The 14,654-nt window shown below is 61.8% G+C and carries 16 protein-coding genes; 15 read left to right on the top strand and 1 reads right to left on the bottom strand.

What is annotated here, in order from left to right; translation table 11 throughout:
- Positions 1-202 precede the first annotated feature (202 nt).
- The 7 genes from ACFX4T_RS20175 to ACFX4T_RS20145 all read left to right on the top strand — a co-directional run bounded on the left by ACFX4T_RS20175 (position 203) and on the right by ACFX4T_RS20145 (position 6,330).
- Positions 203-1,369 carry a PP2C family protein-serine/threonine phosphatase gene (locus tag ACFX4T_RS20175; protein WP_377653672.1) on the top strand — a complete coding sequence of 389 codons (1,167 nt, stop codon included), beginning with the start codon at positions 203-205 and terminating at the stop codon, positions 1,367-1,369.
- Positions 1,370-1,386: 17 nt separating this feature from the next.
- Entirely contained in the window at positions 1,387-3,402 is a 2,016-nt protein-coding gene (locus ACFX4T_RS20170) for a glycosyltransferase family 2 protein (protein WP_377653670.1), read from the top strand.
- On the top strand, positions 3,392-3,724 hold the full coding sequence (locus tag ACFX4T_RS20165; protein ID WP_377653667.1) for an STAS domain-containing protein: 333 nt from the start codon (positions 3,392-3,394) through the stop codon (positions 3,722-3,724). Before ACFX4T_RS20170 ends, ACFX4T_RS20165 begins: the two co-directional genes overlap by 11 nt.
- Entirely contained in the window at positions 3,717-4,136 is a 420-nt protein-coding gene (locus ACFX4T_RS20160) for an ATP-binding protein (protein ID WP_377653665.1), read from the top strand. Before ACFX4T_RS20165 ends, ACFX4T_RS20160 begins: the two co-directional genes overlap by 8 nt.
- Before the next feature lie 194 nt (positions 4,137-4,330).
- Complete coding sequence (locus ACFX4T_RS20155) at positions 4,331-4,885, top strand: hypothetical protein (protein ID WP_377653663.1); 555 nt, start codon at positions 4,331-4,333, stop codon at positions 4,883-4,885.
- A gap of 159 nt (positions 4,886-5,044) precedes the next feature.
- Complete coding sequence (locus tag ACFX4T_RS20150; protein ID WP_377653661.1) at positions 5,045-6,049, top strand: C2 family cysteine protease; 1,005 nt, start codon at positions 5,045-5,047, stop codon at positions 6,047-6,049.
- Between the two features lie 8 nt (positions 6,050-6,057).
- Complete coding sequence (locus ACFX4T_RS20145; RefSeq protein ID WP_223946968.1) at positions 6,058-6,330, top strand: hypothetical protein; 273 nt, start codon at positions 6,058-6,060, stop codon at positions 6,328-6,330.
- Positions 6,331-6,440: 110 nt separating this feature from the next.
- On the opposite strand, the gene ACFX4T_RS20140 is transcribed toward ACFX4T_RS20145, so the two are convergent.
- On the bottom strand, positions 6,441-7,535 hold the full coding sequence (locus tag ACFX4T_RS20140) for a pyridoxal-phosphate-dependent aminotransferase family protein (protein ID WP_377653659.1): 1,095 nt from the start codon (positions 7,533-7,535) through the stop codon (positions 6,441-6,443).
- On the opposite strand from ACFX4T_RS20140, the gene ACFX4T_RS20135 reads away from it, so the two are divergent.
- The 8 genes from ACFX4T_RS20135 (at position 7,534) to purM (ending at position 14,563) form a co-directional block, all read left to right on the top strand.
- Positions 7,534-7,656, top strand: a complete 123-nt coding sequence (locus tag ACFX4T_RS20135) for a hypothetical protein (protein WP_377653657.1) — start codon at positions 7,534-7,536, stop codon at positions 7,654-7,656. The genes ACFX4T_RS20140 and ACFX4T_RS20135 overlap by 2 nt on opposite strands.
- Before the next feature lie 438 nt (positions 7,657-8,094).
- A complete protein-coding gene (locus ACFX4T_RS20130) occupies positions 8,095-8,481 on the top strand; it encodes a hypothetical protein (RefSeq protein WP_377653655.1) in 387 nt (128 codons plus the stop codon).
- 900 nt (positions 8,482-9,381) lie between these two features.
- Positions 9,382-10,212: a phosphatase PAP2 family protein gene (locus tag ACFX4T_RS20125; RefSeq protein ID WP_377653653.1), complete on the top strand. Its 831-nt coding sequence runs from the start codon at positions 9,382-9,384 to the stop codon at positions 10,210-10,212.
- A gap of 153 nt (positions 10,213-10,365) precedes the next feature.
- Complete coding sequence (gene uraD / locus ACFX4T_RS20120) at positions 10,366-10,875, top strand: 2-oxo-4-hydroxy-4-carboxy-5-ureidoimidazoline decarboxylase (RefSeq protein WP_377653651.1); 510 nt, start codon at positions 10,366-10,368, stop codon at positions 10,873-10,875.
- Entirely contained in the window at positions 10,872-11,213 is a 342-nt protein-coding gene (uraH, locus tag ACFX4T_RS20115) for a hydroxyisourate hydrolase (RefSeq protein ID WP_216926580.1), read from the top strand. The genes uraD and uraH overlap by 4 nt, the downstream gene beginning before the upstream one ends.
- A gap of 91 nt (positions 11,214-11,304) precedes the next feature.
- Positions 11,305-11,649, top strand: a complete 345-nt coding sequence (locus tag ACFX4T_RS20110; RefSeq protein WP_377653649.1) for a hypothetical protein — start codon at positions 11,305-11,307, stop codon at positions 11,647-11,649.
- A gap of 134 nt (positions 11,650-11,783) precedes the next feature.
- Entirely contained in the window at positions 11,784-13,409 is a 1,626-nt protein-coding gene (gene purF / locus ACFX4T_RS20105; RefSeq protein ID WP_377653647.1) for an amidophosphoribosyltransferase, read from the top strand.
- On the top strand, positions 13,406-14,563 hold the full coding sequence (purM, locus tag ACFX4T_RS20100) for a phosphoribosylformylglycinamidine cyclo-ligase (protein ID WP_377653645.1): 1,158 nt from the start codon (positions 13,406-13,408) through the stop codon (positions 14,561-14,563). The genes purF and purM overlap by 4 nt, the downstream gene beginning before the upstream one ends.
- Positions 14,564-14,654: the final 91 nt, after the last annotated feature.

The following is a 14,654-nucleotide window of genomic DNA, read 5'->3' as shown; positions in this document are numbered from 1 at the left end:
AACCTACGTAGGAATCAACCTCCCCGAACCAAACAAACAACCAACCCACTGACTCCACACAGCTTGACAGCCTGCGGTTTCAGGGAATCCCTCTCGCACATAACTGCACAATTTTTGTAACGCCCGCTCACTATTATGAGCGGGCGTTACACGTCTCTTTACTAAACGTGACAAAAGCCCCGCGGCAGTAGTTAATGGAGCCATGGTCTCAACCGTGTCCCCGCGCCATGCTGTAGTCGTCGAAGATGACGCCGACATCCGTGGCCTCCTCGTTTTGATTCTTGAGCAGCTGGATTTTGTGGTGACAGAAGCGCCCGACGGTCTTTCCGGCGTCGAGGCTGTCCGTAACACCAATGCCGAACTGGTGACGCTGGACATCAACCTTCCGGACATCGACGGCATGGAAGTCTGCCGGCGCATGCGTGAGTTCTCGGACGCCTACATCATGATGCTGACGGCCCGTGCCGACGAGATTGACCGGCTCAACGGTTTGGACACCGGGGCGGACGATTACATCAACAAGCCGTTCAGCCCCAAGGAACTGCAGGCCCGCATCCGGGCGCTGTTCCGCCGCGCCCGGACGCCCGCTGCACCCGCCGAGGACACGCGGCAGACTGACGAACTCGCGCGCGCTGCGGTGGTGCAGAAGAGCCTCCTCCCGCAGGAAACAGTCCGGCTGAACGATTACGACGTCGCTGGCGCCTTCCGCCCGTCGCGCAGCGTGGGTGGGGACTTCTACGACTGGTACCAAACCAGCGACGGCATGCACCTGACGTTCGCGGACGCCATGGGCAAGGGCATGGGCGCAGCCTTGATAGCTGCCACAGTCCGCGCCGTGATGCGGTCCGTGGCTGACACCCCGGCTATTGCTGACGCTTTTGAGTCCGCCAGCGCCACCCTCACCGCCGATCTGGACCAGTCCGGATCTTTCGTGACCATGTTCCACGGGCGACTGGACAGCGCTTCCGGCAAGCTCAGCTATATCGACGCCGGTCACGGACTTGGCCTGCACGTCCCGGCCGAGGGGGCGGCACGGAGGTTGGTTTCCGCCGGGCCACCTGTCGGGATCATGGACGGACAGCAATGGCCGGCCGCGGAACTGCAGCTGGAGCCCGGCGATTCGCTGGTGATCGTCAGCGACGGCGTGCTCGACGCGCACGATTCCCTTGAAGAGTTCGTAAGGAATGTAGAGAAGGCGGCGCGGAGCGGGGGCACCTCGGACGATGTCTGCGCTGCCCTGCTCGAGCTGGCACCGGCGGACACAGCGGAAGATGACGTGACCGCCGTCGTGGTTCACCGACGGCGTAAGGTTCACCCAACACTCGATGCAGGGTTGGAACGCAACCACAGCGGAGTTGCTGAGTACTAGCCACAAAAGGGGGGAACGTGACGCGATTCTGGACTCGGCTTTGTGTTGTCCTAACGGTCATTCTGGGCGTGAACTACGTGGCGTGGCGCTGGCTGGCTTCGCTGAACTGGGAGGCGTGGTGGATCGCTGTTCCGCTGGTGATTGCCGAGACTTACAGCCTCATTGACGTCATGCTTTTCGGCCTGACTGTGTGGAACCTGAAGATTCGCAAGCCACCGCCCGCGGCGCCAGACACCGCTACGGTCGACGTTTTCATCACCACGTACAACGAACCCTTGGACCTGGTGATGACCACGGCCCTCGCCGCCAAGGACATCCGCTGGCCGCACAGTACCTGGATCCTGGACGACGGCAACCGGCCTGAGATGCGCGAGCTCGCCGAGTCGAACGGGATCGGGTACGTGACCCGCGGTGCCGATTGGACCCCGGACATGCCGCGCCACGCCAAGGCCGGCAACCTGAACAACGCGCTCATGGTCACGTCGGGCGAATACCTGTTGATTCTCGACGCCGACCAGATCCCTGAGCCGGACATCCTGGACAAGACGCTGGGCTACTTCAACGATGACCGTGTGGCGTTGGTCCAGACGCCCCAGTACTTCATCAACGTTCCCGCCGACGATCCCCTGGGTAGCCAGGCGCCCCTCTTCTACGGCCCCATCCAGCAGGGCAAGGACGGCTGGAACGCGGCGTTCTTCTGCGGCTCCAACGCAATCCTGCGCAGGGACGCCCTGATGCAGCTCGGCTTGGTGGGCTACGTGAAGGCCACGGAGAAGAGTGTGCGCCGTGCTCTGGCTGCGTCGCGCTCTGCCATCAAGAAGGCCCGGCGCTCGGCGGAGGCGGAGAACCCGCTGGTGGAGCAAATGCTCAACGAGGTGGAAGCCGCGACTGAAAGTGCACAGCAGGAGCTCGAAGCCGGGGCATCCTTGAGCGAGATCACGTACCGCGTACGCCGCAAAGTGGACGACGCCGTTCGCACCCTGGTGGCTGCCGACTTCTCGGCGCTCCAATCGGACCTCGAAGAAATCGCGGCAATGGAACTGGCCCACGTCGGCGAGTCTGGCGTCACGACTGTGGCGAGTGACGCCGTCGACCGTATGTCCGGACGCGACTGGTCACCGCTCGGTGCCCTCGAGTCCGTCCACGCAGTCCTGGACGCCATCTCCGTGGAACGCACCGACGAAGCCCAGCCGATCATGCCCTTGGCCACCATCTCGGTCACCGAAGATATGGCAACAGCGATGCGCCTGCATGCCCTTGGTTGGAAGAGCGTGTACCACCACGAAATCCTCGCCAACGGGCTGGCTCCCGAGGACATCAAGACCATGCTGACCCAGCGCCTCCGCTGGGCCCAAGGCACCATGCAGGTCCTCCTGCGCGAAAACCCTCTGGTCCAACGCCGCCTTACCTGGGGCCAGCGGCTCATGTACTTCTCCACCATGTGGAGCTACCTGAGCGGCTTCGCGGCCGTGGTGTACTTCGCGGCGCCCATCATCTACCTGACGCTCGGCATCCTTCCGGTGACCAGCCTGAGCTTGGACTTCTTCATCCGTTTCATACCGTTCATGGTGGTGAACCAGATGCTGTTCGTCATCGCCGGGCACGGGATACCTACCTGGCGCGGGCAGCAGTACAGCCTCGCGCTGTTCCCCACCTGGATCAAGGCCTGCACGACGGCGGCGCGTAACGTCTGGTTCGGCCGTCCCCTCGGATTCGCCGTCACCCCCAAAGCCAGGCAGAGTGGCGGTCCCAGCTGGAGCCTGATTCGTCCGCAGATCATCGTCGCTGCGTTGCTAGCCCTGGCCATGGTGGTTGGAGTCCTTCGCCTCCTCTCCGGTATGTCGGAGCCCCTGGGAACGCTGGTGAACGTAGCGTGGGTAACCTTCGACCTTGTGGTCCTGAGCGTCCTGGTCAAGGCAGTTTTGTACAAGGGCTTTGTGCCTGAGGAATTGGCGGCTCCAGAAGGTCCTGAAAGCCCCGAACGTCCCGAACGTCCCGAACGCCCCGAAGAGAGGAATGCTGATGCAGTTTAGCTACGAAGTCAAAGACACTTACGCGGAGGTGAAGGGCGTTGGCCGGTTGAACATGGTGGCAGCCCCGAAGCTCCGTGAGGTGGTGGCCGAGGTTGTGGCCAGCGGATCCAGCCGTGTAGTGGTCAACCTTGCAGAAACCGACTTCATGGACTCGTCGGGACTTGGGGCGCTCATCGGTTGCCTCAAAGCAGCCCGTCAGGCGGGCGGCGACTTGCGGATCTCGGGTGTGCAGCCGCAGGTCAAGATGGTCCTGGAGCTGACCAACATGGACCGGGTATTGACCGCGTACTCCTCAGCGGAGGAGGCGTTCGGAAATGACTGAAGTGATCGCCCGCAGGGGCTACCGGGGACCCTCCGACGACGACGCGATCGAGGCTATCCACACCGAACTGGACGCTTTGTGGGATGACGCCTCATTCGTGCCGGAGATGGACCGAATGACGTTCACAACCGCCGTGATCGAGTCCGCCGCCAACATCGTCCAGCACGCGCAGCCCGTGGGCGAGAAGCCGGTGGAGATCGACGTCGACATCACCGTACGGCCCACCCGTCTCGTGGCAAGGGTCAGTGCTCACAATGCCCGGGAGCCCTTCGCCGAGGACATGCAGACGGATTTGCCGGACGAAGAAGCCGAGTCCGGCCGTGGGCTGGCGCTGATCGAGATGCTGGTGACAACAGTGACCTTCGAGCGCCAGGACGGCACCAACACGTGGATCCTGACCCGCGAAACCTGATCCTCTCCCACATCCAACAGGCTTTCGGGCGATCTTCTCTCACATCCAACAGGCTTTCAAGCAATCCTCTCTCACCTCCCGCGCCACGTCCCGGACGCAGGGTGGGGTGTTCTGCCCATCGCCAGACATGACGCAACTGTGAAAGCATTCCGTGAGCGCCCGACGTCGAGGGCTTGATGAAACTGGGGGATGACATGGACCGCCGAACGGGCCGCACTTCACGGAAAGTACTGGCAGCTGGCCTGATACTTGGGGCGGCAACCATGGTGGGCTGCTCCGCTCCCGACGGCCCCCATACGGAACCCAGCAGTCCCCCTCCCGTGACTGCTGAGCCTGCCCCTGTTACAGAGAGCTTCGCAAAGTACGACGCCCTGCGCAGGGAGCTGATCGCGGCGTTTGAGAAGACGATGCCGGCAATCACCTGGGCTGTGGACAAGCCCGCCACCATGACCCTGACCAACGACGGCCGGTGCATTTTCCACCCCGCGAGCATGAAGAGCAGTGCAGATATTGTGGAGCCGTCCAAGAATTATGAAGCCGTTTTCGCTACGGCCGATCCCATCCTCAAGCAGCACGAATTCCCCGCCTTCGGTGGAATTGATCCGGTTCCCGGCGGCTGGACAGTAACCCGAAGCACGGACGGAACCGGGGCCACAGTAATCCTTGAGTCCAAAAGCCCGGCATATCTGCGCATGAACGTTCCCGTGGATTCCAAGACCTGCGACCCCACGGAGATTCCGGCGAGCTAAGGGGAAGTTCTACCCATCGCCATGCGCAAGCGCCCACGGGTAACTTGGCTAAGGCTTCAGGTTCAAGCATAGGGGGACAGACAGATGCCGGGATTCTACGGTGCTGACATTGATCAACTTCGGGCGCTCGCCAAGACAATGTCCCGGCATTCGGAAAAAATGAGCACGCTTTCGCTGGAATTGGGCCAGCTCATATCCAGCGCGCCATGGGACGGCCGTGACGCAGTGATGTTCCGGGCGGCTTGGGAGTCGGAGCACCGCCCGATGCTGAAGCTGATTTCCGGCGAGTTGCAAAGCCAGGCCAACGAGCTGAGCCGCAATGCGGACGAGCAGGACAAGACCAGTTCCGAAGGCACCCGTTCCGGCGACGCAGGCAAACAGGATTCAAATCCTCCCGGCGATCCGGGGCCGTTGGATCCGAATACTTCGGATGTGGATGTTCCAGGCGACGTCCGTAAAGACCCCGATGCAGGTGATCCGGCCGATATCCACCAAGGGCAAATCGGCGACTGCTGGCTCTTGGCAGGCATTGGCTCTGTGGCGCAGACGTTGGAGCGCGAAGGCAAACTCGATGAATTCCTTGCCTCCCATATGCGTCCCGTAGGAGACCCCCCAACTCACTGGGTTGTGACTCTCTACGAAGACGGCAAACCCGTCGAAGTGACGGTGGAGGCCAAGTCCACTGAGGGCGGAGTCCGAGGCGCCGACGGCCAGCCGAACTGGCTTTCCATTTATGAACGTGCTGCGGCCGAGCACCGTGGCGGTTCATACGATGACATTGATGGCGGGTTCAGCAACGATGCAATGGAGCTCATGACGGGACAGTCGGCGGATAAGGACGGCGAACTGGACCTTGAGGAGATCGAAGACAAACTAGCTGACGGTCAGGCGGTCTCGGTTGGCACCCAAGACGTCAAGGACGACGACTTTGACTGGTTCTGGGAGCCGGACGAGGTCAGCCGCACCGATGTCGTCCCCAACCACGCCTACATCGTGGTGGACGTAAAGACCAACGACGACGGCGAGAAAGTCGTTGTTCTGGCCAACCCTTGGGGTCCTGCAGGTGGGGAGCTTAATGGTGAGCAGAAGGCCGGAACCCTGGAACTGACCGAGGATGAGTACAAGGAAAACTTTGACTCCGTGTACTCCGTGGGCGTGAAGTAAGGATGACCGTGGAACAGCTAGTTACAGTCAAGCAAGGCATGCAGCCCACTTTTGACGGCGTCAGGGTTGGGGTTGTGAAGATCGGTATTGCCGACGGTGCTCCCGCCATCCAGTTCTGGATCCGGACCGCCGAACAGGAACGAAAGCAGGCCTTCCGCGCAGGTCAGTCGGTCGCCCTTCCGGGGGCTGGCCTCCTGACGGTCGCTTCGATCCAGCCCGCCGATGGCACCACCCCGGCTTCCGCGACTCTGGCGTACGACGCCGGTCACGTCACCGATTGATCGTCGGCGCCGCCGGGATGTGAGCGAGCATCCGCCAGAAAACCGTCGGGATGTGAGAGAGGACCGAAGTTCTCTCACATAATCGCCGATTTCCCGGAATGCTCGCTCACTTACGCCTTGTCGATGGCCTCTTTGAGGGCGCCCAGCACCAGGGTCACCGAGGCGCTGTTCGCGTTCGGTCCCATCATTCCGATGCGCCAGACCGTGTCCGCGAACTCGCCCACCCCGGACCCGATCTCCATACTGAAGTTCTCCAGAAGGTAAGAGCGGACGGCGGACGAGTTGACGCCGTCGGGCACTTTCACCGTGGTGAGGCTGGGCAACCGGGCGCCTTCAGCGGCAAACAGCTCAAGTCCCATCTCCTGCAGACCACTCTGAAGCGCAGCGCCAGCAGCGCGGTGGCGGGATTGGACGACGTCGAGCCCCTCGGCGAGGATGCGGTCCAGCGCGGCTTCGAGACCGGCGATCATGGTGACCGGCGCGGTGTGGTGGTACGTGCGGGCACCGCTGGCAGCGCCTACGTAGCCGCCGAGAAGGCCGATATCCAGGTACCACGAACGGGGATCCTTGACGCGCCGTTCGAACGCTCGGTCCGAGACTGTGAACGGCGAGAGGCCCGGCGGAACGCCCAGGCACTTTTGAGTCCCGGCATATCCGACGTCGATCCCCCAGTCGTCGGCCAGGAGTTCCAGTCCGCCGATAGACGTCACGGCATCGGTGATCAGCAAGGCGTCCCCCTTCCCTGCCCCGAGCGCAGCGATGTCGGAGAGGACGCCGACGGACGTTTCAGCATGGACGGCCGCGATCACCTTCGGATTCGGATGGGCCGACAGCACCCGATCTGCATCCACCGGTTGACCCCACTCGTGGTCAACCCGGACGACAGTTGCCCCGCAACGCCGCGCCACCTCACACATGCGCGCCCCGAATAGTCCGTTGACAGCGATCACTGCTACGTCGCCGTCGGACACGGTGTTCACGAAAGCGGCCTCCATGCCGCCTGAACCTGTGGTACTCAACGGCAGCGTTCGCGCATTCGAAGTACCCCAGACGGCCCGCAACCCCTCGCACGTCCGGTCCAAGCGTTCGATAAAGACCGGATCCAAATGCCCGAGCACCGGGTAGGCCAGCGCGGCCATGGCCTCGGGGTAGCAGTTGCTCGGGCCGGGACCGAACAGGAACCTGGACGTCAGTATGTCTGGCATGTGCGAACTCCTTCAGCTGGTTCTCGTCATTCTGCCCCAGCCTGTTGTCCGGGGCGAGCCCGTGGCCGCCAACCGTCTTCGCCCCTCCATGCTCCAGTTTCCGTCGGAGGCAAAGGTCTAATGGCCGCCCAAATTGTTCCAGCGACATAGTTTGACCAATGAGTAGAGTTTTGTGCAGCAGATGGCATTATTGCTTTAGTTCTGTTGGCGCCGTTCCAGCGTGAAATGCCTCAAATTGGCGAATCGTTTTCGCGCTGCACGAAGAATTGGGGATGTCTTGAAACACTTCGCTTTTGGCCTCGGGGCCACGCTTTTTGCCGTGGCCTTGGCTACAACATCGTGCGCAACGCCAGGCGTTTCCAGTCAAGTTGCAGGCGAACAATCAAACTCAGTATCGGCAAATCCCAGTGCGACGGCCGCATCCAAAAGCCCCTCGCCAAGTGCGGACACAACACCTTCCGAAACATCGTCGACCCATGCATCCGCGTCCACGGGCCGGTCCAGTACCCCTGCTTCTTCCAGCTCGGTTGCCACAGAAAAGGCAGGTACCACCTTGTCCTTGGCCGACTTCTTCGAGCCCGAAAGCAGCTGGACCGAAAACCGCTTCGACGTAGAAGACAAAGCTGGCGTCTCTGGCATCGCTGCTCAAATCAGTACCTATGGACAGCAGACCCTCGAGCTCCGTCTGGGTAATAACTTCAGCAGTCTGACTTTCAATGTCGGCCAAGCCAATGACTCCAAGTCATCGGACAAGATCCTCGTCATTAGGGTTGTTGGTAATGGCAAGCAGCTTGATGTTCGCAAAGTTCCGTTCAACACCGTTCAAGAAATTTCGGTTACAACCAAGATGGTGAATGCCGTAAAGATCGAAGCCACAGTGGAGGATGCTGAGAGCCGCGACTCAAAATCCGTGTTGGCTGTGGTCTCTGACGTAACTCTCGACTGACCCACACTATGAGCATTCCGGACCAGCCGACCCGCAGCCCAAAAGTCAGCAAGAAACGATGGCCGCGAATCACCCTGGCCTCAGTGGCGGCGGTGGCCACAATAGCCACGTTCGTCCTTCAATTCGTCGTACCGCAATTGAGTGCTGGTAACAGCAGCCCGTCTCCACAAAGCTCACCACAAAGCAGTATGGTCACTGATACCCGCACTTCGGATACCAAACCCGGCCTGATAGAGGGGGAATGCCTGGATGCCGCGTCAGCTATCTCTTCCTGCGACCGGGCCCACACTGCAGAGATAGTTTCGCATGATGGTCCGTGCGACCTTCCGGCACTGGTTCAATACGCCGGAGGAACCACGCCCACGGACACCTTGCGCCACGACCTCGTTCCGACGGTTGTGGCATCGATCGGCTGCACCGTGAGTGTGCCCTCCGGACTGACAACGAAGATACGCGATGGACTCACAGAGCAGGACCACGCTGTCCTGAGGCAGTGTTGGAACCGATTCTCGCAGCGTGACGCCAGCTGCGATCAACCTCATACAGCCGAAATTGTTTACTTCAGCGGCGACCCTGGGACGGCGGAAACGGACTGTCGGGCTCGTGCTGAGGAATATACCGCAAACGGGTTCAACCGCAACGAAACGAATCTCGAGGCTCTCTTCCAAGATTCAGCAGACGGGGTGAGTTGCCTTGTTCAAGTTAAGGGAAGCAACGAGCTGAAGGGATCCTTGAGGAATCTCGGAACCAAGGCGCTCCCGATTTCGCCGCGCTGATGGCACGGTTTCAGGTGGGCGCCAACCGTCCAGCCCAGACTGCTAAGGTTGCTCACCAATACGGAGGCAGCAGCTGTGGGGGCAGCCACCACGGTGAGGGGAAGCCTCCGGTGAGGGGACAAGGGTGACGACTGAAGGAAAAGAGCAGCCGGAGCAGGGCGTCCGCGGCGAGGTAAGCCAGGACCGGTTCGTCGCAGGGAAGGACCTCACACGGTGGAAATCCCCTGTAGGCCGCGTCATCGCGGGAGCTGCACAGCGCATCACCACACTGCTGGGCCCGCATGCAGCGCTGATCATCACGTTGGCCGTGGGGCTTGTCATTGCCGTGTCCCTTGCGGTGGCTTTCGGTGAGGTCTACGAGTCGGTGACAGAAGCCGACGGGGTTGCGGGTCTTGACCACCCGGTCCTTGACGCCGCCAAGTCCGTTCGATCCCCTGGCCTGGACCTCGCAGTGACGGCCTACACCAACGTCGGCGGCACGGTTGGCATGCCCATCATCGCGGTGGGGATCATGATCGCCCTGGCCACCAAGCGCCGCTCTTGGACTCCTGTCATCCTGATGCTGACAGCGGGGCTGGGCTCACTCCTCATGACTGTCCTAGGCAAGCCCCTGTTTGGCCGCACCCGCCCTGACCTCGCGGACGCCATTCCGCCGTACGAGCACTCGGCGTCGTTCCCCAGCGGCCACTCCCTGAATTCAATAGTGATCGCGGGCATCGTGGCTTACTTGATCATTCTTCGCCTCAAAACGGCCAAGGCCAGAATCATCACGGTAGTGCTTGCATCAACATTTGCCGCCACTATGGGCTTGAGTCGCGTCTACCTCGGGCACCACTGGCTCACTGATGTCCTGGCCGCCTGGATTCTCGGGATAGCCTGGCTTGCTTTGGTCATCACGGCGCACCGCCTCTATCTCACCGTGAGAACGCGGCGCTCCAACGCGGTACTCTCTTGACACCAGCCCAAGTGCTCGGCTTATCTATTTACGTATGCTGAAATAACAGTTCCATGATGCGGAAGCACTAGAAGCAAGCTTCCTCCTGCTGGAAAGCAGGAGTTCCGCATAGCCCACACCATGGATGCCAGCATTTGCACGAGGATGACAAGCATGGAGCTTGCAGTATTCAACAGTGTTGACCGGGACGAGGCCATTAGGACCCTGACCCCCTGCCTGGACATCAGCCGCTGGGTTGAGGACGTCGCAGACGCCCGACCCTTCACGAGCGTCGACGAACTGCTGGGGCAGGCCCGCCAAGCGGCCGAGCCCTTCACGCCGGAAGAGGTGGAGTCCGCGCTCGCCCACCACCCCCGGATCGGCGAAAGGCCCAAGGCCCAAACTACCGAAGCGGCCATGTCCCGTTCGGAACAGGCCGGAGTGGACCCCAGCGACGACGGCACAGCCGCCGCCCTCGCTGAGGGAAACCGCGCCTACGAAGAGAAGTTCGGCAGGGTCTTTCTGATCCGCGCGGCAGGACGCAGCGCCCAGGAGATCCTCGCTTCCCTTCAGGAGCGGCTCACCCACACCCCCGAAGAAGAAGACACAATCGTGGCTGGCCAGCTGCGGGAGATCGCGTTGCTGCGACTCGCAGGCGTGATCAGCGAAGGAGAAAATGCATGACTGTTTCACAGGTAACCACGCACATCCTGGATACCGGTTCCGGCCGCCCGGCGGCGGGGGTCGCCGTCGTACTTTACGTCCGCGAAGGTGACAACTGGACTCTGATCGCAAAGGGCGAGACCGACGCCGACGGCCGTATCAAGGATCTCGGTCCGGAGCGGATTCCCGGCGGCGCCTACCGTCTGAACTTCGCCACTGGCGCCTACTACGAGGGCCTTGGCACGGAAACGTTCTTCCCTGAAGTCGACTTGAACTTCACGGTTTCGGATGCCGGCGAGCACTATCACGTGCCGCTGCTGCTGAGCCCCTTCGCGTTTTCGACGTACCGCGGCAGCTGACCACCTCCGCCGAAGTGACAGTTAATCCCTATGTTTCCCAAGAACATGGGGATTAACTGTCACTTGGGCGAGGAACGGTAGGCTGGAAGGCATGGCTTCTGAGGACACCAACGCCCAATCCGGAAATGGCACTGCCCGCCGCGAAATTACAGTTCGCCGCGCACCCAGGTTCGTTCCGTTCATGATTCTCGGTGCCATTGTGGGTGCAATCGCCGCCGCCTTCATCGCGTACGGCCGTCCCGCGGACCCCGCTTTCGACGCCAACACCGTCTTCGGTTTCTTCCTGGTGGCCTGCGTTTCCGGCGGCGTCATCCTGTTCTCCATCCTCGCCCTGGTCCTGGACCGGATGAGCGTCAAGCGGTCCAAGCGGGCAGTAGTGGAGGCCGTTCCGGATTCGGTCCCGGATGAGGGTCCAGAGCACGACGGCGGTCGCTAGGCACCCAGCCCAGCGCACCGCTTTCGGGGGTACCACTGTGAGACACACCGCATTTTGGCCGAATCGGGCGTGTTCATGGGGTCACAAAGCCGGAGCGGGAACTTACCACGGCCACAACATGAGACAATCGACCAGTGGCACGTGGCGACGGAAAACTTTCTCATGATCTTCTCCCCGGCGAAAAAGGCCCTCAGGACGCTTGTGGCGTCTTTGGGGTCTGGGCTCCCGGTGAAGAAGTAGCAAAACTCACCTATTACGGGCTGTATGCGCTGCAGCACCGCGGACAAGAGTCGGCTGGTATTGCTACCAGTGACGGCAAGCGCATCAATGTCTATAAAGACATGGGACTTGTGTCCCAGGTCTTCGATGAGACAACCCTGAACACCCTTACCGGACACCTGGCCGTTGGCCACTGCCGGTACTCCACCACTGGTGCAAGCCACTGGGCCAATGCGCAGCCCACCTTGGGCGCAACCGCGACCGGCACGGTTGCCCTGGCCCACAACGGCAACCTGACCAATACTGCTGAACTCCGGGAAATGATCCTCGAGCGCAACGATGGCCAGTTGACCGGTGAAATGAAGCAGGGCAACACCTCGGACACTGCCTTGGTGACCGCACTCCTTGAGGGCGAGGAGGGCAAGACCCTGGAGCAGACCGCTCTGGAGCTGCTGCCGAAGATCAAGGGTGGCTTCTGCTTCGTCTTCATGGATGAAGGAACCCTTTACGCCGCCCGCGATACGTACGGCATCCGGCCGCTGTGTCTGGGCCGCCTGGAGCGCGGTTGGGTTGTAGCCTCCGAGCAAGCTGGCCTTGCCACGGTTGGTGCGAGCTTCATCCGTGAGATCGAGCCCGGCGAGTTCATTGCCATCGACGAGGACGGCGTCCGCTCCCAGCGTTTTGCCGACGCAACCCCCGCTGGCTGTGTCTTCGAATACGTTTACCTTGCCCGGCCGGATGCGGCCATTGCCGGCCGCTCCGTGTATGAAGCCCGTGTTGAAATGGGCCGCCAGCTGGCCCGCGAGAACACCCACGAGGCCGACATCGTCATTCCGGTCCCGGAATCGGGCACGCCAGCCGCAGTTGGTTATGCCGAGCAGTCCGGCATCCCCTTCGCACATGGCTTCGTCAAGAACGCCTACGTGGGGCGCACCTTCATCCAGCCATCGCAGACCCTGCGCCAGTTGGGCATCCGCCTGAAGCTCAACGCCTTGGAATCAGTCATCCGGGGCAAGCGCGTTGTTGTGGTGGATGACTCGATTGTCCGTGGCAACACGCAACGCGCCATCGTAAGGATGCTCCGCGAAGCAGGTGCCGCGGCTGTCCACGTGAAGATTTCTTCTCCCCCGGTCCAGTGGCCCTGCTTCTACGGCATCGACTTCGCCTCGCGTGCAGAGCTGATCGCCAACGGCGCCACCATCGAGGAAATCTCCCAGGCAATCGGTGCCGACTCGCTGGCTTACATTTCCGAAGACGGCATGATCGGCGCAACCCAGCAGCCGCGCGAGCGCCTCTGCACGGCTTGTTTCACCGGCAAGTACCCGATTGAGCTGCCGCATGCTGACAAGCTGGGCAAGAACCTGCTGGAGCGCACGGACCTCGGCGGCTTGCCCCCCGCTGCTGAGTCCGCCGATGACATCGAGGATCCGGCCGAGAAGCCCGGAGCTACGGGCTGCGATCCGGGCCCGGATGCTGAATTCGAGAACCTGCTGACCGACGCTGATCGTTTGACCGACGCCGACAAGAAAGAGTCTGTATGACCTCCGCAACCCCCGCCGCTGGAAGCACCCCGAATTCAACAGGCATCACCTACGCCTCCGCGGGTGTCGACGTCGAAGCGGGAGACCGCGCAGTCGAGCTCATGAAGGACGCCGTCAAGGCAACCCACAACGCCTCGGTGATTGGCGGCGTCGGCGGTTTCGCTGGCCTGTACGACGTCTCGAAGCTGCTCACCTACAAGAAGCCGTTGCTAGCCACGTCCACTGACGGCGTGGGAACCAAGGTTGCCATTGCGCAGGCCATGGACATCCACGACACCATCGGTTTCGACCTCGTGGGCATGGTTGTGGACGACATCGTTGTGGTTGGTGCTGAGCCGCTCTACATGACGGACTACATCGCTTGCGGCAAGGTTGTCCCGGAACGCATTGCGGACATCGTCCGCGGTATCGCAGCTGCTTGCTCCGTTGCCGGCACCGCCCTGGTTGGCGGCGAGACCGCTGAGCACCCGGGCCTGCTGGGTGAGCACGAATACGACGTCGCCGGTGCCGCTACCGGTGTTGTCGAAGCTGACGCCTTGCTCGGTCCGGACCGCGTCCGCGCCGGCGATGTGGTGGTCGGCATGGCTTCCTCGGGTCTGCACTCCAACGGCTACTCTTTGGTCCGCCGCGTTATCAACCACGCCGGTTGGGCCTTGGACCGCCAGGTTTCCGAGCTCGGCCGCACACTTGGCGAAGAGCTCCTTGAGCCGACCCGCGTCTACGCAGCCGACTGCCTGGACCTCGCCCGCACGTTCCCCGTTTCAGCCGGCGCAGCCGTCCACGGCTTCAGCCACGTCACCGGTGGTGGCCTCGCTGCCAACCTGGCGCGTGTCCTCCCTCAGGGTCTGGTGGCCACAGTTGACCGCAACACGTGGGAACTGCCGGCGATCTTCAAGCTGGTTTCCGAGCTTGGCAACGTGCCCCTCGCCGACCTTGAGCGCACGCTGAACCTCGGCGTCGGCATGGTAGCCATCGTGTCCCCGGAAGCCGCTGACGCTGCCGTGGCACGCCTCAACGAGCGCGGCCTGCCCTCCTGGATCATGGGTACGGTAACTGCGGATTCAGACTCCATCGACAAGACCGGACCGGACTACGTCCAGGGCGCCAAGGGTGTCGACGGCGGTGCCGTACGTTTGGTGAACGCCTACGCGTAGGCGCGTTTCCTCTTGGTGAAAGAGCGGCCGGACAGTTGAACTCAACTGCACGGCCGCTCTTTTGTTTTTGCTGCTTGTATGGTCCCGACCC

Source organism: Paenarthrobacter sp. YIM B13468, assembly GCF_042788025.1.
GTDB classification, from domain to species: Bacteria; Actinomycetota; Actinomycetes; order Actinomycetales; family Micrococcaceae; genus Arthrobacter; species Arthrobacter aromaticivorans.
Note: the sequence above shows the minus strand (reverse complement) of the source record. Positions and strands in the feature narration are given on the sequence as shown.